We start from the raw sequence: 20540 nt of genomic DNA on the forward strand, positions 1-20540 counted from the left end.
TAGTCTAATCCCTTTAGGTAAAGGACGGAAAAGATGATTATTGAGCCCGTTATCAACGGCGTTGTGGCGCGTACCGCCCACCCACTTGGATGTGAGCAAGCAGTTCTCCAACAAATCAATTACGTAAAACAAGCAAAACCGATCACCGATGGCCCCAAACGTGTATTAATTATTGGTGGTTCGTCTGGTTTTGGCTTAGCTGCGCGTACCGCACTGACTTTTGGTGGTGCAAAAGCCGACACGATTTCAGTCTCTTATGAACGAGGGCCGTCAGATAAAGGCACAGGCTCTGCGGGTTATTACAACAATCTATTCTTTAAAAAGTACGCCGAACAAGAAGGCCGAATTGCGGTTAATATTCAAGGCGATGCGTTTTCACGTCAGATAAAAGAAGAAGTGGTCGAAGCGATCGAGACTTACTTTGAAGGCGAAGTGGATCTGATTATTTACAGCGTAGCAAGTGGCGTAAGACCGAATCCAGAGACTGGAGACTTATGGCGTTCTGCGATTAAACCCATTGGCCAAGATGTCTCAGGCGCAACCATTTTGCTGGAAAATGACCACTGGCTTGATACAACGATTACCTCTGCGACCGAAGCTGAAGCGCAAGACACCATCAAAGTAATGGGCGGCGAAGATTGGGAATCTTGGGTTGATACACTGATCAACTCTGACTCTATCGCGCAAGGGTGCAAAACGATCGCTTTCTCTTATATGGGACCTGAAGTTACCCACCCGATTTACTTGGACGGTACACTTGGCCGCGCGAAGATCGACCTTCATCAAACCAGCCATTCTCTTAACTTGAAGTTAGCCTGTTATGACGGCGGTGCTTACGCAACAGTATGTAAAGCGCTAGTCACCAAAGCGAGTGTCTTTATTCCTGGCTTGAGCCCTTACATCATCTCGCTATACAAAGTGATGAAAGAACAAGGCACTCACGAAGGCTGTATTGAACAAATGCAGCGTCTATTCAGCAGCAAGCTCTACGGCTCAGCCAAAGTTCCTGTTGATTGCGAACGCTTAGTTCGAATGGATGATTGGGAGCTGGATTCAGCAACACAGCAAAAAGTGACGCAACTGATGTCTTCACTCAACAGTGATAACTTTAAACAATTGGCTGACTATGCTGGTTACAAACAAGAGTTCATGCAGCTAAACGGTTTTGGTTTTGACAACATCGATTATACGCAACCTATTGATCTTAAAATGTTCTCAGAAAAAGATACCGAATAGCGTTTACGATCTTTAGACGGATCATTCGAACTTGCGTGAGCCCTCAAATTTGATTGAGGGCTCTTTTGTTTCTGTCGCACAGCGCACAGAGCGAAAGGCTAAATCCACGAAATGAATAATGTTTACTCAATAAAGGCTATGATTACATAAGAGCCAAGGAATGCTCTTACACAAGAAGAAAGCACATAGGGATAGTGTATGTTAAAGATCAATTGTGCCGACATCAGCATTCCCCGTGAAATGCTGGATGGTTGGCAAACCATCGTCAATTTGCTCGCAGAAGTAACCAGCGTCCCTGCGGCACTCATCATGCGCGTTCACCCAGAGCGTATAGAAGTCTTCGCCGCAAACACGAATACCAGTCATCCCTACTCTGTTGGCGACAGCGAGCTGCTCGAACAAGGCTTGTATTGTGAAACCGTCATTAACGAAAAACGCCAGTTGTTAGTGCCAAACGCCAGCAACGATCCAATTTGGAAAGACAACCCAGACATGAAGTTTGGTTTGCTCGCTTACTGTGGATTTCCGTTGTGCTGGCCGAACGGCGAAGTGTTTGGCACGATTTGTATTCTGGATGACAAAGAAAACCATTTTTCTCAGACTTACCAAACCTTACTTGAGTCGTTTAAAGACTCGATTGAGGCGCACCTAAAGACGCTTTACCAAAACACACGCTTGCAAGAGCTTAACTATATTCTGAAATCTCGCGTGCAGAATCGCACTCAAGACTTGGTTGACCTAAATTACTCACTGAATGTCGAGATAGATAAGCGCCGCGCCGCCGAACAAAAAGTCCATTACCAACAAAGACACGATTTAGCCACGGGCTTTTTAAACCGTACCGCGCTGGAAACCGAAACTGAAACGCTGCTTAGACAAGCTTCAAGAGATGAAAACGAGCACGTTGTCGTGGTTCACGTGGGATTTGCCAACGGCCGTCGTATACAGTCTAAGTACGGTTATAAGGTTTGGGATCAAGTCCTCACCCAATACCATCACCGCGCTGGTGATTTAAGTGACTATAATTTGCAGACCGCTCGGCCGACATCAACCGATTTGGCGTTTATCTTCTCATCTAAGCACCTTGAACAAGACATTCACACGCTTTGTAGCCGATTGATGGATGTGAGCCAGCTTGAGTTTAACATCGAAGGCGAGCAACTCCATTTACACGGTTATATCGGTATTGCCACTTCTAAAGATACCACCAGCAGTACTTGTCTGTTGAAGTACGCGTTTGAAGCCATGCTTTCCTGTAAGGACTCGGGGCATAAGTTCAGTTTCTACTCTCAGGACTTGTCTGACATTCAAAAGAACATCAACAAGTTAGAGAGTTATCTACTTCAAGCAGTGAGAAATGACGACTTGCTGCTCTACTTCCAGCCTAAAGTCTCGCCTGCGACGCGCAAATGGGTCGGCGCAGAAGCTCTGCTGCGTTGGCGACACCCAATCTTAGGTGACATATCAAATGAGCCGCTTATCCACTTGGCGGAGCAAAATGGCTTGATATTCGAGGTGGGTAATTTCGTCTTGCGCTCTGCGATTCAGAAAGCGGGCGAATGGGTCGGTCAAATTGATGATTTCAAACTCAGTGTTAATGTTTCTGCGGTGCAATTACAAAACCCTCACTTCGTCGAAACTGTGCAAGATTTGCTGACAACCTATCAGTTACCCGCGAGATTCCTTGAACTCGAAGTGACCGAAAGTTGTTTGATCGCAGATGAGGTAAAAGCACTTAACGCCTTGAATAGTCTATCGGCACTAGGAGTGACACTGTCACTAGATGACTTTGGAACTGGCTACGCATCGTTCAATTATTTGAAGAAATTCCCGTTCGACGCGCTCAAAATCGACAAGAGTTTTATCCAACATTTGGAGAGCAATTCTGAAGACCGCGAAATCGTCCGTTCCATTATTAACATCGCTAAAAAGCTCGGTTATCAGGTGACGATTGAAGGAGTTGAAACGCTCAAGCACGAAACCTTCATCATTTCTGAAGAGTGCGAAGTTGGACAAGGCTACCTTTATGGTAAACCGATGCCTTGCGACGAGTTTGAATCCATCCTGCTGCTGCAACAATCTGATACGCCGAATGCGCACGCCAGCGGATTATGATAGAGCGGCTTAAGCTGGTTTGAACAAATAACTACCCTACACTCACTATCAATGGGCTTATCCGCTCGCATATTGGGTGTAGATAGGTTTATAATTCCGCCCCAAAATTTATCTGACTTGTGAACGTCGTATGGACCAGTTAACCGCAAAACTAAAAAAAATCGAAAAACAAAACTATCGTGCTTACCAGCAAATTAAAGGTCAGTACGACTTTAGCGATTACACTTTCTATATTGATTATGTTCAAGCAGATCCTTATGCGTCTGCATCGCGCGTTCGTGCGGTAAGACCTTGGTCGGTAACCGGCCTACAATGGCTACGCGAGAAGTCATCCGCTTACCAAATCGCCGCGCGCGACTTTATCGCACGTAGCTTTGCTGAGTTTGCAAAACAAGACAACTCGATTGATATTGCGCTAACAGGCCAAACCGTACTTGATAGCACCGCAGTGTTGTTTACTGAAGAAGGCATTGAGTTACGTTTTCGCATCAATTTGCCAGCAGAGGGTCGCTCGGCGCTTGGTAAGAAAGCCGATAACCTATTGACCTTCCACTTGCCTAAATACATCCGCCGTTCAACGTTAGAGCGCGAAATAGATAAAGAAGCACTGATTCACCACTGTGAGATCATCGAAGACCAAGAGTTCATGCGCTCTCAACTTGACGAGCTAGGCTTGATTGCATTTGTCGGTAACGGCTCAGTGCTACCTCGCGTTGCGGGTAACTGTGATTTACCGATGCAAGACGCGGTTGCGATTACTTCTCCAGAATCATTTGAAATTACCATCAACACGCCAAACCAAGGTCCAATCAAAGGCATGGCGATTCGCAAAGGTATCACCTTGATCGTTGGTGGTGGTTTCCACGGTAAATCGACGCTTTTGAACGCTATCGAGCGCTCGATCTACAACCATATCCCGGGTGATGGCCGTGAACGTATCGTAACAAGTCTAAACGCGATGAAGATTCGCGCTGAAGATGGTCGCTGCGTACACAACCTCAGCTTGTCTAACTACATTAACCACCTACCAATGGGTAAAGACACGTTAGACTTTTCGACGCAAGACGCATCAGGCTCAACCTCTCAAGCAGCTTGGTTGCAAGAGTCTGTTGAAGCTGGCGCAAACGGTTTATTAATTGACGAAGATACCTCTGCGACCAACTTTATGATCCGTGACGAACGTATGCAGGCGTTGGTAAGCAAAGGTGACGAGCCAATCACACCATTAGTTGACCGCATTGGTCAGCTGCGCGACGAAATTGGCATCTCGACTATCATCGTTATGGGCGGCTCTGGTGACTACCTAGATGTGGCCGATACGGTTATCCAAATGCATGACTACCAAGCAGTAGACGTATCAGAGAAAGCCAAGCAAGTTATCGCGCAGCACCCTAGTGAGCGTCATAACGAGTGTGAATCTCCTTTAGAGACCTTCCGCCCTCGCTCACTTAACCGCGCAGCGCTACAAAAGATCTTGGCTGACGGTAAGTTCCGCGTTTCAGCAAAAGGCAATGATTCACTACGCTTTGGTAAAGAGTTCACTGATTTAAGCGCGCTAGAGCAACTTGAATCAAGCAGCGAAATTAACGCGATTGGCTGGTTGTGGTTCCAACTTGCACAGTTACCAGGTTGGTCAAACAATCCTGCAAAAGAAATCGCGCAGATGCTTGAAGGCGATTGGTTTAAGACTATGCCTAACCAAGGTGACTTAGCCAAGCCGAGAACGCTAGACGTCATGGCAGCATTGAACCGCATGCGTAAAGCGCAGTTTAAAGCGTCTCGCTAAGAGCGATTAAAAACTCGTACACGAAAAGCGCCTCACATATAGGCGCTTTTTTGTTGTCTAAACCACCGGAATCTCAAGCATCACACTTAAATTGGCAGTCTTCTCTACTTTGACATTTTCGTCAAATCAGTAAAACTTTGACGATAATATCAAACTCACACATTAAACTCTCAAAGTTAAGCCATTAAATTTGACGAAAACGTCAAATTAAACTAAATTTAACGAAAACGTCAAAGTGAGTTTCTTTCATGGCACAATCTTCCGCATCCACGCAACAAGGCTCAACACAATCACCCATGTCTATTGCCGTGATTACTGGCGATATTGTTGACTCGACCAAACTCTCAAGAGAAGAGTTCGATATGATCATGTATGGCTTACAGTCAGCCTTAGCAACGATAAAAAGTGGCAATGATCAGAACGACTTTTACAACAAACGAGGCGATGCGTTTCAAGTCATTATCCACGACTACCACAACGCTCTGCGCTATGCCTTGTACCTGCGCACCTACCTGAAATCGATAAAGAAACACTTCGATTGCCGCTTGAGTATTGCCATCGCACGCGAGCCAAATCTGCGTTTTCATGTTGAGAGCTCAATGGGTGAGGCTTTTACCCTCTCTGGTCGCGGTATTGAAAGCATGAATGACGAGAGATTGCTGATTCAAACAGACCAAGCCGCCAACATTGCCAATCGTAGCCTTGAGCTGATCGTCAAGTTTATTGATAAACAAATCACTGGCTTAACCTCAAGACAATGTGAGGTGCTTGTTCCATTGTTAGCAAGCCAAGCAAAGATCCAACAAAAAGAACTGGCTAAAATGCTTAACATTACCGAAGGCACGATAAGTAGCTCACTAAAGCGTTCCGAATGGGGACTGATTGCCGAATCTATAGAGCTGTTCGAACAAATGATGCAAGGTTAGCCGCAATGACTGAACTGATATTCTTAATCTTCGCCCTACTCACCGTTCATATCATTGGTGATTTCTGGCTCCAACCGAATAAATGGGTCGAGTGCAAAAACCAACACAAACATCGTTCTCCGGCTTTATTCTTTCACGCGCTGGTCCAAGGTTCGCTCGCTGTCTTACCTATTCTTTTTGTTACCAGCGACTTTAAGAGTTTGCTAAGCATCTTTTTGATTGTTGGCGTTTCGCATTGGCTGATTGATCTATGGAAAACGCACCAAAATATACGCTCGCGCTTTTTCGTCCTCGACCAATTGCTGCACAGTCTAGTGTTGGTGTTAATCGCTATTCACGCCACTGGCATCACCGCAAAAGAACTCTTTGCCCTACTGACCATCAACAATAACTCAACGCAGATCATCACCGTTATATTTGCCTACCTGCTCATCACCAAGCCATCCTCTATCGCGATTGGTTTGGTACTCAGCAAATATTCGAAGCGTCTTAAACAAGCTGAAAACGATACTGACAATGGCGTCAAAGACTTATTAGAAGGCGGCCAGTTAATCGGGTACCTAGAAAGACTGCTGATCCTGACTTTCACACTACAAGGCAGCTTCGCCGCTGTGGGCTTTGTTCTGGCGTCTAAATCGGTATTTCGATTTGGTGAACTAAGAAATGTAAACGATAGAGCCGCCACGGAATACGTGCTAATCGGCTCAATGCTATCGGTGACACTAACGGTACTATTGGGGATTATTACAACTTCGGCGTTGAAGTTGGTAGGGTGAGAGGGATTTGCCCCAAAACGTTTTAGCTGAATGATTTCTCTTAAAATGCTGATCTTCATTTTTTCTTAGAAAATGTTATCTGGAATGCGTGCGCAAATTGATCAACTGATGCCGCACCAATACACGGGTAGCTACATCGACGGCAACAATGGATTGGTTCACCTTGAGCAAGATCAGGGTGAAGTGATCCAAGATACCACACTCACCTACATTCACGAGCAAGCGGGCTATGTCTCGGTAGTGAAAGCCACTAAGTCAGGCAAAGGGGTATTTCTAAGCAGCTTTAGACGCCTATCGAGTAACGAGGCAAAGCGAACAGATTAAGAAGGAAGCGCAACAAGTAGAGCGAACGGTTGGGCCTCCCAATCTGCCTAATAAATAGCACTCCGACTCACACAAGCTAAGCTTGCTGCGTGTTAAATGCAAAAGCCCTAGTCTAAGGCTTTCTTTTGAATTAAACGGGTTTTAAACAATAGTGGTCATTGCTTTGAAGTCTTATTTCTTTCATCTATTAAGCTAACCACACTACTGGACTGCCCCGTTGGCTCTAAATATACCGAAACCGATTCTTCGTGTTCTACCGTTTTAACATTCATGTTGAAGTATGTATGTTCAATTTTGAGAAAATCAAAACTTGTTCCAAAAACGGTAGGGATTGGACTGTTTTCTACAAAAGAAATCCTATCAAGTGGGAATTCACTTCCCTGATTGGGTAACCGTTCGTAATGTTCTTTTGGCATTGAAAAGTCAAATGAGCCGACATCAGTGCCACTCGTGTGAATATCCCCCTCAGTCAATACGCTAGCGGTTGTAAGTGCTTTAAACTCATTTTCGGGGATTTCAAAGCCACAAAAAGTTGGCTCTGGTAGTTTGAAGTGAGACGAAAGTTTTTTAACGCAATCCACGACATGGACTAACTCTCCAATGCTGGCAAAAAAACGTTTTGTTTCACTAGAGAAATCTTTTTCGGCCTCAAATGGATTGAGTTCATGTCCCTCTTCGAACTCAATACTGACCCCTAAGATACCGCCATTCAGCAAAATATCTTTTGCAGACAGAAGTCTCTTAAAGTACGGAATTTTGTTTAGGCTTTTATTACCCCATTGCTCAACAGATGCGACGAAGTTGTATTGGAGAGTCCCTTTGTTTGCGTCATAGAACATTGTGATCTTGAGGAATTTGTTGAAAGCATAAGCCGTAAACTTAATCCCATTGTCCAAAATGTATTGCTTTCCGTTGAACTCACCTAAGTAAAGATGTTTGCCATTCAATATCGCGTATAACGACAATTTAATTTTGGTGGCATGTGGTTCTATTCGAAGCTCACCACTTTCACCGAGGCCATCAGTAACCGCTTCGAAAAGTTTAGAACCTGAAAACGAAATTGAACTCGTAGGTATCGTTACAGGCTTACCGGATGTTCTCATTTCTTTGAGTTGGCTATCGAAAGCTCGACCAGTCTGGCGATCCATTGTCACCTTTACACTGACATTCTCAGCGATTGGTGTAATAAGTGTTTGGGTATTACCATTTATGACATTTGTTTGAACTGAAAACCTGTTGTCTAGTTGACTTAAATGCTTGTCAAAATGCTTGACTGCCATAGCACCTTTATTGAATAGCGCTGCAGGGTCTCGACCTCCGACATAGTTTAAAGTTTCAGCTATAGCTCTAGTCTCAATTTCGTCCTTTGGAAGCATCTGTTTTCCGACATTACTTCTTACATATTCAATGGTTTGGCTTTTCCAACTATTGAGTAATACCACTGAATATGAATCCGCATCGTCATCTATCAACCGCGAACAGGTTGAGCAAAGCCATATACCATTCTCATAGGCTCGCCTTTCATCCTTTGTTTGAACTGGGTTATATCGTGGCCCACCAGGAGCAGCAGCACATATATGAGCGGCAACCCCTAGGTTTAACGTTTTGTCCTTATCGGATACAGATGCAACAGTTAAAACACGACAGTCAGGATTTGAACAAAGACCAGCAACATTTTCTCTTAATGTGGTGATTGTACTTTTTAGGAAATCATGTCTTGGGTGGCTATTCATTTTATATGGATCATCCTTTAAAACCTTGAACATAAAATAACGTATGTTGTGTTCTGTTTTCTATAACTTTCATCCACTTTTGAGGTTTGAGAAAACTTCATTCAATCCACCACTTGGATGCCAGATATGACCATCATAACTTATTTATCACTTTGCTTTGAACTGCCAGCGGGTAGCGATGGCCGCCAGTTTAACAACGACAACCCAACCGCCGTTCTAGAGCACTTCAAAAACAAAAAGCGCCAAATCCCACTCGATATCGAGCACGCTACCGAACTCAATGGCCCGAAAGACGAAGCTGCTCCTGCACAAGGTTGGTTGAGCGATCTTGAAATGATCGACGGTGAAACCTAGGCACCCGTTGCACTCAGTTCAGACGGTGAACGCCTCATCGAAAATGAGAACTACAAGTAGATCATCCCTGCGTTCTTGCACAACAAAGACGGGCAAATCATCGGTATTAGTATTGTCGGCCTCACCAAATACTATCAGGTTCAAGTCTTGCTTTTTTCTTGGCGGAGTTTCCTATACTTGAAGTTATCCATTAATTACTAATTTAGTAATGTAACTAACAAGGTTTTGTCCAGAGGTGTGCCAGCGCCGATTACGGCAAACACACTTTTGCCCCATAGTTTGTTACACCTTTAAATAGTTTAAAGGGACAGGCACCATAAACCGCTCTCAGTAAGGCGCTCCACCGCACGATTCTAAGCCTATGCACATATGAGGAAAGTTTGATATGGTAGTGAGCAATTTAGAGCGGCTCACCGACTTGTGCAGAACGACTTTACCTTTTACGTCAACGACATGAATACTAAAGTGATTTTTAGCTAAGTCGATACCGCCAAAATTAAGAATAATCAGACATGGTGCCTCCGGTTTAAGCAATGACCACATGAGTGTGGCAGATCCTCGGGAGGGGAAATCCATGTCTTTTGTTATAAGATTCAATGAATTATAAGGAAAATGGAGAAAAAGGATGACAAAATCGAGCAGGCGGCTGGTGTCCCTGAGCGTCGTGCTTTTTTTGGGGCTTGTGGGCTACTACATGATAATGGATGAGCCTCTCAAAGACTTTGTCGACTTTGAGCAACTTGAAAATATCGACGGCCGCTTTCATCTACGTGGTGAGACCGAACCCTATAGCGGTAAGGCCAAGTATTTCAGCGATGAGGGGTGGCTAGAGGAGGAGACTACGTTAAGTCAGGGTAAGCTTAACGGCGAGCTGCTGGTGTTTTATGAAAGTGGTGCCGTCAAGGCTGTCACGCATTATGTCGATGGTCAGATAGCGGGCGTGACTCGTGTCTACCTGGAAGATGGTACCCTTAATAAGGAAATCCCATATCAAGATGGGCAGAAACAGGGCATGGAAAAGCACTACGGTTTCGAGGGGGGGCTGCTGTCTGAATCTATAGAATATCGTGAGGGTAAGCGTAACGGCTGGTACACGAGTTACTGGAGTTCCGGACAGATTAATTACTCTGTCCATTATGTAGACGACCTGCGTGACGGCCTGTGGCAGAAATACAGTTTAGGCAAGGTCGTGTTAGAAGGCACCATGGTTGAGGATAAGGAAGATGGCGAGTGGCGCAGCTATTTTCAAAATACCGACACCTTGAAAGGGGTCGCCTACTTCAAGGAGGGTCACCTTCACGGTGAGGTCATCGAGTTTTATGAAAATGGCACGAAGGAATGCATCGAATATTATGAGGCAGGCAAGAAAGTTGGCACCTGGACACGTTTTTATGACGATAACAGTCTCCAACTGGTGAAAAACTACCGGAATGACAAACTGGAGGGCGCCTATCGTAGATATTATCAAGGTGGTCAGCTTAAAGAAGAGGGGCAATACCGAGAAGGTGAAAAGGTCGGTATATGGAGGCAATTCAGTCGGGAAGGTGAGCTGCTCTCTGAGCATGAGGAGTAAAAGGGGTGTAATGGCTGAGTTAATTTGGCCACTACATTAGAGGTTTTGCAATACCTAAAGTAATCCTTGAAATGCTAATTTAGTAAAACCACTGACTCATTTTTGTCCAACTCCAAGTTGTCATTCTTTCTGATATTGGATTATACACCGTTGCCTCACTCCTCCCGCACATCGAGTAAAGAAACGTAAAGCCATCTTGTTTTTCGCTAACCTGATGAGTATCTTGACAATAACCATTTCTAATCTGTTTGATGAGATATTGTGATGTTGAGTAAAGCCACATCGACAACTTACTTTCTGTTGAGCATCTTGATAGCTTTAGTGCTTTCAAGTGGCTTTGCTCGTGCAGATCTCTCGTCAAACCAAAACCACATCACAACGGATGCAGTAGCGCATCTTAACTATTGCAGCTTGCCGGATGACGCAATAGACAAGATTGAGTTGGCATGCTGTGACTTGTGTGGAAGCTGCTTCGGAAAACAGTGTTGTTCTCATGGACACGCTTCAGGTAACGCCGTTGTAGAAACCCAGCAGCGGTCTTATAACGCGCCACTCCGATACGAGTTGGTGACAAATAGCTCCACTCATTACACCAGTGCCGATTCGCGCTCCCTCTATCGCCCTCCAATAGCCTAACTCCTATCTCGCAGCACGTTGCTGCAAACAACTTCACTGCACGAACTGCCGTGCGAATTTGTTACGCGTGTAAATAGCACTCTATTTGCACCATCCTGTGATAGGAAAACAACCATGAAAATGATTTGCTTTGCTCATCAAGAGCGTTTTTTCACATGCCCTGCCCATCTTGTAATTACCACACTAACGGGAGGCTGTTATGACGTTTAAACACTTACCTGCTATCTTGTTCGTTTCAGTGTGCTTGATTTGGGGCACAACTTGGTTCGCGATGGAAGTTGCGGTGCAAACCATCCCGCCGATATTTGCTACTGGGTTGCGCTTTTTTATTGCTGCGCCTTTGTTGGTGATACTCGCGAAACACTTCAAACAGCCATTATTGTTTCCGAAACGGAAAAGGCATTGGATGTTCATCGTCGCAATCTTTTACTTTGCGATCCCATTTACGCTGATGATTTTTGGCGAGCAGTACATCTCGTCAGGGCTGGCCTCCATCATCTTTGCCAACATGCCAATTGCAGTCATGGTTACGTCGAGTTTGTTTCTCGGGTTGAGACTGCGTAAGTTGCAAATGTTTGGACTTTTCATCGCAGTGCTCAGTTTGATACTGATCCTCGCGACTGAAATGAGCTTAGGTGGAGAAGACTACTTATTAGGTTTTGTTGCTTTGGGCGGCGCGGTTGCTATACATGCTGTGATGTACGTGTGTGTCGAAAAATACTGTAAAGGTATTTCCGTCCTCAGTTACAACGCATTGCCGAGTTTTATCGCCTCGGTAATGCTGTTTGTTACCTCACTGGTGGTTGAGCAGCCGGACGTGAATCAGTTTTCAATGACCTCAATGACGGCGGTTATTTACCTTGGCTTGTTTGCTAGCGTAGGTGGCATTGTTGCCTACTTTAAACTTGGCCAAGTCTCTACACCGTTTACTGCGTCGATTTGCTTTCTGTTCTTCCCGTTGATTGCGTTAAGCATTTCAACTTGGATTGCTGGCAGTAGTTTCTCATCAGTCTCATTGGCACTACTGGTTCCGTTACTCGGTGGTATATTTGTCACCAAAGCGGAACCAGAGTTATGGGCGCGATTTCGATTACACCCCAAAGTCTCAAAACCGGTGTTGTGTGATCGTTGTTTGAAGGAGTTGAACGTATAAATCGCACTACGTAACTTAGCAAAAAGCCCCAAATTCTGGGGCTTTATCTCGTCTGAAACACTAGTGCTAATCGGGGTAACTGTTACCTTAGTACGTTCCACGCTTCACAGAGAATTCTAAAACGTTCGCTGTTACCGTTTTCTCGGTCTGGATGCCATTTGAGTGCCAATTTTCGCCATGTTTTACGGATTTCTTGCGCGCTGGCATCATGTGGTAGGTCGAAGAGTTTTAGCGCCTTGGCGCGGTCAAGGTCTAACGTGCTGGTGCCACCAACAAACTCTCGGTATCTCGTCCAGAATTCATTGAGCAGACGTTTTACTTCGCCTTCTTCTGCTTCGTAATTGTGCCAGTCTAGATAGTATTCGCGCAGAGGATCGTCGATGTCGATCGCCTGTCCAGCGGCAACATAATGAGACAACAAGGCAATTTCCATTGCTTGCACTTGCACCCAATGGTCAGGATAGAGCGTCTCTTGCAACTGATAGAGCGCATTCATAATCAAGAAGTTGCGTTTAAACAGGTCTTTGTCAGGACTGGCGTCAAGAATCGGCATAAAGCCGAGCTCATTCAAATGCGCGGCAAGCGTATGTACCTTCCAATCCGATGGCTTTTTACGTAGTACTTCTAAAATTGGCCACAGCAATGGGTTTTCCATGTACTGTTGAAACTGCGCCCTAACCTCTTGATTCACTCTGCTTTCTACCCTTTTATGCAACTTGTTTATAAAACGTTAAAAATCGGACTTTGTCGAGTGAGTATTGGTTTTTTATATTAAAAAAGCCAGCGAGTGCTGGCTTTCTTGAACAAAGTTAACGTTAGTTTAGATAACGCCAAGTTCGCGTAGACGTTCCATTAGGTAGCTGTCTGCCGTGTAACGCTCTGACAATACCACCTCTGGTTTCGGGTGTAGGAACAGTGGCAGAGAAATACGAGAGTGCTCCTGACGTCCGCCCGTTGGGTTAATCACGCGGTGCGTTGTCGATGGGAAGTAACCACCCGATGCTTCTTGCAGCATGTCACCAATGTTGATGATTAGGTTGCCGAAGTCACAAGGTACGTCAATCCAGTTACCATCTTTGCCCATCACTTGCAGGCCAGGTTCGTTAGCTGCTGGCAAAACCGTCAGCAAGTTAATGTCTTCGTGCGCTGCAGCGCGGATCGCACCCGGTTCTTCTTCACCTGTCATTGGTGGGTAATGAAGAATACGCAGCAGTGTCTTCTGGCTACCATTGATCATTTCAGACAGCGCAACGGAAAACTTCTCTTGAACTTCTTTTGGCGCGTGAGCTTCAACCCAACCTAACAGCTCTTGAGCGAACGTGTTAGCACGCTCGTAGTAATCTAGGATTTGCTCTTTTAGCTCTTCAGGGATTTGTCCCCAAGGGTAAACGTGGAAGTACTCTTTAATGTCTTTTACTGAGTGACCTTTCGCAACTTCAGAGACGGAAGGCGGGAAGTAACCATCTTGAGTTTCTACGTTGAAGGTGAATTCGTTTTTACGCTCAGAGGTAAAAAACTTGTACCAGTTTTCATAAATTGACTCGACAAGCTCTTTAGGGATTGGGTGATTTTTCAGAACACCAAAACCCGTTTCGCGAAGCGATGTAACAAATTTTTCAGCAGCGTCCTCTGCAAGATAATCCACAGTTTCCAGTTTCATGACTTTTACTTTTCGTTATTGCTATTAGAGTCGCGATTCTATGTGTGAAGTATAGGTAAATCAAACTTTGATGAAATGCTGCGATGAGTTTGTTGTTTTATTGTGCACCTGAGAGATTTTCCAACACATTTTGTTAATCATGGAGTTTCTTAGCCGAAAAATTGCAATTGAACGGCGTTTTATTCAATGGCATGATAACCGCTCATCCGTTATCAAAAAGGTTTTATATGCCGTCAAACAAATCCCCTGTTCTTTACTGGCTCACGGCGCTCTATTCGATTGTATTTATATTTTCAGCAATCGAGCCTTCATCTAGAGCGGTGTGGATAGCAGAGATTATCCCAGCCGTTGGTGTACTCGCGGTTATTTGGTGGGTATCGCGCTCTTATCGCTTCTCCAATACCGCGTATGTGCTGATGTTTGTTTGGTTGGTTCTGCACACCATAGGTTCTAAATACACCTTCGCAGAAGTGCCTTTCGACTGGTTTAATCAATTGATTGGATCTGAGCGAAACCAATTTGACCGAGTAGCACACTACTCTATCGGACTTTATGCCTACCCTATCGCGGAGTACTTGATTAGAAAGGATCTGGCGAATGCCGGGATTGCGATATTCTTCGCTCTGTTCGCGATCATGTCGCTTGCGGCTGGCTACGAGATCATTGAATGGTGGTATGCCGCCCTCGCCGGTGGTGACGAAGGCATTGCATTTTTAGGTTCACAAGGTGACGTGTGGGATGCGCAAAAAGATATGATGATGGATACACTGGGCGCATTAACGTCATTGGTGTTACTGGTTATTCAGCAGCGTGTGTTCTCTTCAATCCAAGATAAGTAAGGGTTGAAGCCTTCTGTAAACGGAACCTGAACAACTTGTGGAGTCTCATAGTCGTGATGCTCCACGATGACCTGCTCTAGCTCTGCATAGCACGCTTTCTTGGTCTTCATGATCAGCAGTGTTTCATCATCGCAGCAAACGTCACCTTTCCATATGTAGTGGCTTTGAATTGGCATCGTCTGAATGCAAGCAGCCAGACCTTTGTTTAACACCGCGTCGATGATTTGCTTAGTGTTGGCTGCGTTATTGGTTGTGGTCAGCGTAATACAAAATTGTCCACTCATGTTGTTCTAATCCTTACTTCTGAACCGTCACTGGGTAGTTTTGTTCGGTCAATTCTTTGATAAAGCTCGAACCCGCCCCTTTGTAGGTGATCCACACTTTTTTCTTCGCTCGCGTCATGGCGACATAAAACAGTCTGCGCTCTTCTGCGTGCGGGAAGCTATCGCCCGACTGAGTCAGAACATTGTCTAAATGCAACGTCTTCACTCGTGCTGGGAACTGTCCTTCATCTACCGATAAGATAATCACAAAATCGGCTTCTTTACCTTTACTCGCATGACACGTCATAAACTCAATTGACAACAAACCAAAGCGTTTCTGCCAATCTGAAAGTAATTCTGGCTTATGGTAGTGGTTACGCCCTAACAGCAGCACAGACATGGTGCTTTTTGCTTTGCGGTTAAGATCATCAAGGATCTTTTCTACATTAGCACTTGGTGCCAGCGTGACGGCTTTGGCTTTTTGCTCTTTATGACTCTTAAGCGTTTTCTCAATCTGCGCTGGGTTTTGCTGCACAAATCGATTGGCAACTTCGCCAATTTGATTGTTGAAGCGATACGTCGTATCAAGATTATGTACCGTCGAACGCGGAAAACGTTCGGTGAACCCCGTGGTGAGGTCAACATCAGAACCCGCGAATTCATAAATAGACTGCCAGTCATCACCAACGGCAAACAGCACACAAGATTGATGCTCACTTTGCTGACATAGCGCTTCTATCAACGCTAAACGTTGCGGTGAAATGTCCTGATACTCGTCAATCATGATGTATTTCCAAGGCGCGCGGAACTTGCCTTTTTCAACCAGTTTCGTTGCCTGAGTGATCATCATATTGAAGTCGATATGGCCTTCGTTTTTCAGCATTTCTTGCCAAGCGGTATAACACGGCCAAGCAAGCGAAAGCTCACTGTTAAGGCGCGTATATTCTTCGTGGTCCACCAGCTGTTGCTGAATCTCTTTTTTGCTCGTTCCCATTGCAGACAACTGCGCCAGCTGTTTTGCCAACCAAGCGATCAGTTTCGGGTTTTCAACGTGGCTACCAAGCTCATCATCACCGGCAAGGTAAGCAATTGGCCATTTTTGTAGGTGCTTTTGCCAGCGCTTGAAGTTGGTTGGCGTCATCCAGTGTTTTTTCAGCCAATCGATACACCAAGCGTTACGCAGGTTGTCATCGACAGCAAGCGGCGAGATCACCACTTCTTTATCGTCGACTTGGTTTAGGATCATCAAACCAAGTTGATGGAAAGTGTTTACTTTAACTTTTTCCGCGCTTAAACCAATCTTGTCATCCAGACGCTGCTTCATCTCTTTCGCCGCATCTTTGCCAAATGCCAGCATTAAGATCTCTTCCGCTTGTGCCAAATGACTTTGTAGCAAATAAGCAACGCGCGCGGTCAATACGCTGGTTTTGCCAGAACCCGCGCCGGCAAGCACCAAGTTGTTATCGTCATTCAATAACACGGCTTGTTGCTGAGTCAGGTTAAGTGGCGATGATTCAATACGCGAGAACAACACTTTCCAGTTCTCAAGCTCGGTCACCATCCAGTCTTCATTACGCTGTGCGAGTTTGGCATCGGTTTCGATAATCCACGGCATTAACTCTTGCATGCGTTCTGGCATTCGCAGTTGCGCATCTTCCAAATCCATTTCCATTTTTTGGAAGTCTTGTTCAAGCTCAACTAACCAGCTTTCTACTTTGGAATGGGTTAAGAATGCAGGTTGACGAACAAAGCCCTGCACAGTGGATTCCCACTTCGGCAGATATTGGTTTAGCTGTTCGCATTGGTGGTGGTGCCACTTTTGATAACTGGCGATGGCATGGCGGGCGAAATCACGACATTTCTCCCAATCTAATCCCTGAACAAGCCATGACTGTTCTTTTCCATTTTCCGTATGTGCATAAAACTGTAGTCCGCCCCAGAATAATCCCCTTCTGAGCTTGATCTTTCCGCTCCATACGTTGAAAGGAATGCGCTCTTCACTTCGGTCAGAGCTTAATACGAGAAAATCTGGTTCAAGCGAAACTTGATGGTATTCGTTTTGGATAAAAAACTGTGCAGTCTTGTTTGCGATTAGCTGCATTCTTGTAATGTCCTTGGAATTCGTGGCCGTTATCATAACCCAACACAAAACGAGTTTGAAAAAATCATGTCAATATCCGCCAACAAGTTCACGCTGTACATTGATTAGTCGAATGAACTTGTTTCTTTATTTGCATCAGAAGTTTACCATTGACTATCTACTAGAATGGTCGTTACCCAAAACAGAAAGTTGAAATCACGTGCAATTTCTCAGTCAGTTACGCCTTTATTGGGCCAACAAAACCATTAACTACAGTTTGCTGATCCTCGTCACCTTACTTGGTGTCGTTATTCCCGCTTGGTACTACGAACTTAACTCTCTGATCATTCCTTTGATTCTTGGCGTTATTGCAGCTGCGCTTGCTGAGAGTGATGACAAATTTACTGGCAGGCTTAAGTCCGTCACCTTAACGCTGATCTGTTTTGCGGTGGCGACGTTTTCAATTGAGCTGCTGTTTAACTCGCCGATTCTGTTTGCCATAGGTCTGTTTACTTCCACATTTGGTTTTATCATGCTTGGCGCGGTTGGCCCTCGATACGCGAGTATTGCGTTTGGCTCACTTCTGATCGCGATTTACACCATGCTTGGCGCGCACGAAAGCACCAATTTATGGCTTCAACCGGTGTTATTGCTAACTGGTGCTGCGTGGTACTTTTTAATCTCGATGATTTGGTCGGCGTTTTGGCCGATGCAGCCAGTACAACAAAGCTTGGCGAATGTGTTCTTACAGCTCGCGAACTATCTAGATACCAAGAGTCAGTTGTTCTACCCGGTAACGAACTTAGTGCCACAGCCACACAGAATTGAAGAGGCGCGTCTTAACGCAGCGACCGTTACGGCGCTCAACCAATGCAAAGCAACCTTACTTAGCCGCTCTAAGCGTGGGCACGTCGACGGCGCGAGTGACCGTTTCTTAAATACTTACTTTCTTGCACAAGACATTCACGAGCGTATTAGCTCCAGCCACTATCGCTATCAAGAATTAGCGGAGCATTTTGGTCGTTACGACATTCTCTTCCGCTTTAAATACCTACTTGAAACGCAAGCCAAAGCGTGTCGAGAGATCGCCAATTCGATTCGCTTGGGGAAAGAGTATCAACACACAGGTGACTCGATTCTGGCGCTGGATGAGTTAATGAGCTCACTAAGCTATCTACAAAACCAAGAAAACCCACAGTGGCGTTCACTACTGAATCAGCTTAACTACCTATTCAATAACCTTTCAACGGTCGAAAAGCAGCTCAGCAACGTTAACAACCCTGACGCCAATAGACTTGAAGAAGGCGTGCTTGATGACACAGAAGCACACACTCTAAAAGCGATGTGGCACCGCATTCGTTCTAACTTTGATAAGCGGTCAATGCTGTTCAGGCACGCGATCAGAATGTCGGTCGCACTCACTCTGGGTTACGGGATCATTCAGTTTTTCGATATTGAGCGCGGATACTGGATATTATTGACCACGCTATTTGTCTGTCAGCCAAACTACAGTGCGACACGGCAGAAGTTGGTGTCACGGATAATCGGCACACTAGCGGGTTTGTTGGGTGGTGTGTTCTTGCTAACGCTGTTCCCAACCGAAGAAAGCCAGTTGTTCTTTATCGTGGTGTCGGGCGTGTTCTTCTTTGCCTTCAGACAGGGCAACTACAGCTACGCAACAGGATTTATCACGCTGCTGGTGCTGTTCTGCTTTAACCAACTTGGTGAAGGTTACGCGGTAGTGCTGCCACGTTTAGCGGATACCTTAATTGGCTGCGCTTTGGCGGTACTGGCGGTTGTTCTTATCTTCCCAGACTGGCAATCACGTCGTTTACACAAAGTGATGGCTGATGCTATTCTGGCGAACAAGAATTATCTAGCGCAGATCATCGGACAGTATCGAATCGGTAAAAAAGACAACTTGTCTTACCGAATTGCTCGCCGCGATGCGCACAATCAAGATGCAAACCTAACCAATGCAGTCAGTTCGATGCTGGCAGAACCGGGGAAATATCGCTCTGCGACCGATGAGAGCTTTCGCTTTCTGACACTCAGCCATGCACTACTCAGCTATATCTCTGCGTTGGGCGCGCACAGGACACGTATCGACAATGAAGATACCCACCAACTGGTGTTGGATGCGCACCGAGCGATCCACAAGCATTTGGAAGTGCTATTTAACCAACTCAACGACCATTGCGAAAGCTGCGATACTTCGGAAATCGACGACCCACATCTGGAAGCGCGACTATCAGAATGGCGTGAAGAAGATGAAAATTCAGTACGCATGGTGTTGCAGCAACTCTATTTGATTTATCGCATGCTACCCGAATTGCATTCACTCGCTAATAAGTTTGCGGCACGAATCACTAACCACTCATAAGCAACTGCGCCAAAGGGAGGCCACATAAGGCTTCCCTTGCTTATCTTTAAAAATACCCTGACAAAACTCGGACATTAATTAACCAATCAGACGTAAGCTTATTCTTACATAATTAAGAAAAGGTAATGGGGATGAGAACTAGCATCTTTCATACGTCAGGAAAACAATCACGAAGCATTCACAGTCAGTTATCTTTTGACATGGTTCGTGAACAAGTTAAAACACTGAGCCCTCAACAACTACGCCAACTGCGTGGTGATATTGACAACAAACTCGAGCGCGAAAATAACGTCGTGATTACCGACGAAGAAGCGCAATTGATCTCTAGCTTATTTTCTTAACGGACTTGAAAAAGCAGTGGTTCATCATAAGCTATAAGTATCAAAGGAGAGAGTTATGTCAGTGTCAGCCGTTCAGCCTAGCTACCAATTGCTAGAACAGTCATCGAAGATGGCTCACGAAGCTGCGCTTGAAATTAATGCTCGCACCCAAATGCCCGTTGAAAAAGCCTCATCACTCGATTTCAACAAGGTTGAATTTAAAGCACCTAACGTTTCCGATATCGAACCCTTAGTTAAACTCAACCAAGCCAATCAATACAGCCGCATCGGTACTAACGTGCTGCAACGAGATCAAGATATGATCGGTTCGCTGCTCGATATCCATATCTAGTCCACACTAAGTTGTAGCAAACTATAAACAG

18 protein-coding genes and 1 pseudogene are annotated in these 20540 nt (G+C 45.2%); 13 read left to right on the top strand and 6 right to left on the bottom strand.

What is annotated here, in order from left to right; genetic code table 11:
• Positions 1–33: 33 nt before the first annotated feature.
• The 6 genes from fabV (at position 34) to AKJ31_RS03595 (ending at position 7163) form a co-directional block, all read left to right on the top strand.
• A complete protein-coding gene (gene fabV, locus AKJ31_RS03570) occupies positions 34–1236 on the top strand; it encodes an enoyl-ACP reductase FabV (RefSeq protein ID WP_053407700.1) in 1203 nt (400 codons plus the stop codon).
• 198 nt (positions 1237–1434) lie between these two features.
• The gene (locus tag AKJ31_RS03575) at positions 1435–3351 is read left to right on the top strand and encodes a sensor domain-containing phosphodiesterase (RefSeq protein ID WP_053407701.1); all 1917 of its coding nucleotides are present in this window, start codon (positions 1435–1437) and stop codon (positions 3349–3351) included.
• Between the two features lie 130 nt (positions 3352–3481).
• Entirely contained in the window at positions 3482–5137 is a 1656-nt protein-coding gene (locus tag AKJ31_RS03580; RefSeq protein ID WP_053407702.1) for an ABC-ATPase domain-containing protein, read from the top strand.
• A 248-nt stretch (positions 5138–5385) separates the two neighbouring features.
• Entirely contained in the window at positions 5386–6063 is a 678-nt protein-coding gene (locus AKJ31_RS03585) for a MarR family transcriptional regulator (RefSeq protein ID WP_053407703.1), read from the top strand.
• Positions 6064–6068: 5 nt separating this feature from the next.
• On the top strand, positions 6069–6839 hold the full coding sequence (locus AKJ31_RS03590; RefSeq protein WP_053407704.1) for a DUF3307 domain-containing protein: 771 nt from the start codon (positions 6069–6071) through the stop codon (positions 6837–6839).
• A gap of 84 nt (positions 6840–6923) precedes the next feature.
• Positions 6924–7163 (top strand): hypothetical protein, encoded by a 240-nt coding sequence (locus AKJ31_RS03595; RefSeq protein WP_053407705.1) that lies wholly within the window; start codon positions 6924–6926, stop codon positions 7161–7163.
• A 155-nt stretch (positions 7164–7318) separates the two neighbouring features.
• Here the strand turns inward: AKJ31_RS03595 and AKJ31_RS03600 are convergent, their stop codons facing one another.
• Positions 7319–8929 (bottom strand): hypothetical protein, encoded by a 1611-nt coding sequence (locus tag AKJ31_RS03600; RefSeq protein ID WP_053407706.1) that lies wholly within the window; start codon positions 8927–8929, stop codon positions 7319–7321.
• Between the two features lie 93 nt (positions 8930–9022).
• On the opposite strand from AKJ31_RS03600, the gene AKJ31_RS03605 reads away from it, so the two are divergent.
• A complete protein-coding gene (locus AKJ31_RS03605) occupies positions 9023–9250 on the top strand; it encodes a phage protease (RefSeq protein ID WP_053407707.1) in 228 nt (75 codons plus the stop codon).
• Between the two features lie 330 nt (positions 9251–9580).
• Here the strand turns inward: AKJ31_RS03605 and AKJ31_RS22435 are convergent.
• Positions 9581–9764: pseudogene (locus AKJ31_RS22435) on the bottom strand (IS110 family transposase); the annotation flags it as partial.
• A gap of 111 nt (positions 9765–9875) precedes the next feature.
• Between AKJ31_RS22435 and AKJ31_RS03610 the strand changes: the two are divergent.
• Both AKJ31_RS03610 and AKJ31_RS03615 read left to right on the top strand, forming a co-directional pair.
• Positions 9876–10823, top strand: coding sequence for a toxin-antitoxin system YwqK family antitoxin (locus AKJ31_RS03610; protein WP_053407708.1), 948 nt, complete (start codon positions 9876–9878; stop codon positions 10821–10823).
• An 835-nt stretch (positions 10824–11658) separates the two neighbouring features.
• The gene (locus AKJ31_RS03615; protein WP_053407709.1) at positions 11659–12612 is read left to right on the top strand and encodes a DMT family transporter; all 954 of its coding nucleotides are present in this window, start codon (positions 11659–11661) and stop codon (positions 12610–12612) included.
• Between the two features lie 82 nt (positions 12613–12694).
• On the opposite strand, the gene AKJ31_RS03620 is transcribed toward AKJ31_RS03615, so the two are convergent.
• Both AKJ31_RS03620 and AKJ31_RS03625 read right to left on the bottom strand, forming a co-directional pair.
• A complete protein-coding gene (locus AKJ31_RS03620; protein ID WP_053407710.1) occupies positions 12695–13267 on the bottom strand; it encodes a DNA-J related domain-containing protein in 573 nt (190 codons plus the stop codon).
• A 165-nt stretch (positions 13268–13432) separates the two neighbouring features.
• Complete coding sequence (locus AKJ31_RS03625) at positions 13433–14272, bottom strand: isopenicillin N synthase family dioxygenase (protein ID WP_053407711.1); 840 nt, start codon at positions 14270–14272, stop codon at positions 13433–13435.
• 227 nt (positions 14273–14499) lie between these two features.
• On the opposite strand from AKJ31_RS03625, the gene AKJ31_RS03630 reads away from it, so the two are divergent.
• Complete coding sequence (locus AKJ31_RS03630; RefSeq protein WP_053407712.1) at positions 14500–15111, top strand: DUF2238 domain-containing protein; 612 nt, start codon at positions 14500–14502, stop codon at positions 15109–15111.
• Here the strand turns inward: AKJ31_RS03630 and cutA are convergent.
• Both cutA and helD read right to left on the bottom strand, forming a co-directional pair.
• Complete coding sequence (cutA, locus tag AKJ31_RS03635; RefSeq protein WP_053407713.1) at positions 15075–15395, bottom strand: divalent-cation tolerance protein CutA; 321 nt, start codon at positions 15393–15395, stop codon at positions 15075–15077. The two genes, AKJ31_RS03630 and cutA, sit on opposite strands and share 37 nt — an antisense overlap.
• A 13-nt stretch (positions 15396–15408) precedes the next feature.
• On the bottom strand, positions 15409–17475 hold the full coding sequence (gene helD / locus AKJ31_RS03640; protein WP_053407714.1) for a DNA helicase IV: 2067 nt from the start codon (positions 17473–17475) through the stop codon (positions 15409–15411).
• Positions 17476–17674: 199 nt separating this feature from the next.
• On the opposite strand from helD, the gene yccS reads away from it, so the two are divergent.
• The 3 genes from yccS (at position 17675) to AKJ31_RS03655 (ending at position 20509) form a co-directional block, all read left to right on the top strand.
• Positions 17675–19837, top strand: coding sequence for a YccS family putative transporter (gene yccS / locus AKJ31_RS03645; RefSeq protein ID WP_053407715.1), 2163 nt, complete (start codon positions 17675–17677; stop codon positions 19835–19837).
• Positions 19838–19968: 131 nt separating this feature from the next.
• Positions 19969–20178: a hypothetical protein gene (locus tag AKJ31_RS03650; protein WP_053407716.1), complete on the top strand. Its 210-nt coding sequence runs from the start codon at positions 19969–19971 to the stop codon at positions 20176–20178.
• Positions 20179–20233: 55 nt separating this feature from the next.
• Positions 20234–20509 carry a hypothetical protein gene (locus AKJ31_RS03655; protein ID WP_053407717.1) on the top strand — a complete coding sequence of 92 codons (276 nt, stop codon included), beginning with the start codon at positions 20234–20236 and terminating at the stop codon, positions 20507–20509.
• The last annotated feature ends 31 nt before the right edge of the window (positions 20510–20540 follow it).

This window comes from Vibrio hepatarius, from assembly GCF_001274785.1.
GTDB lineage: Bacteria > Pseudomonadota > Gammaproteobacteria > Enterobacterales > Vibrionaceae > Vibrio > Vibrio hepatarius.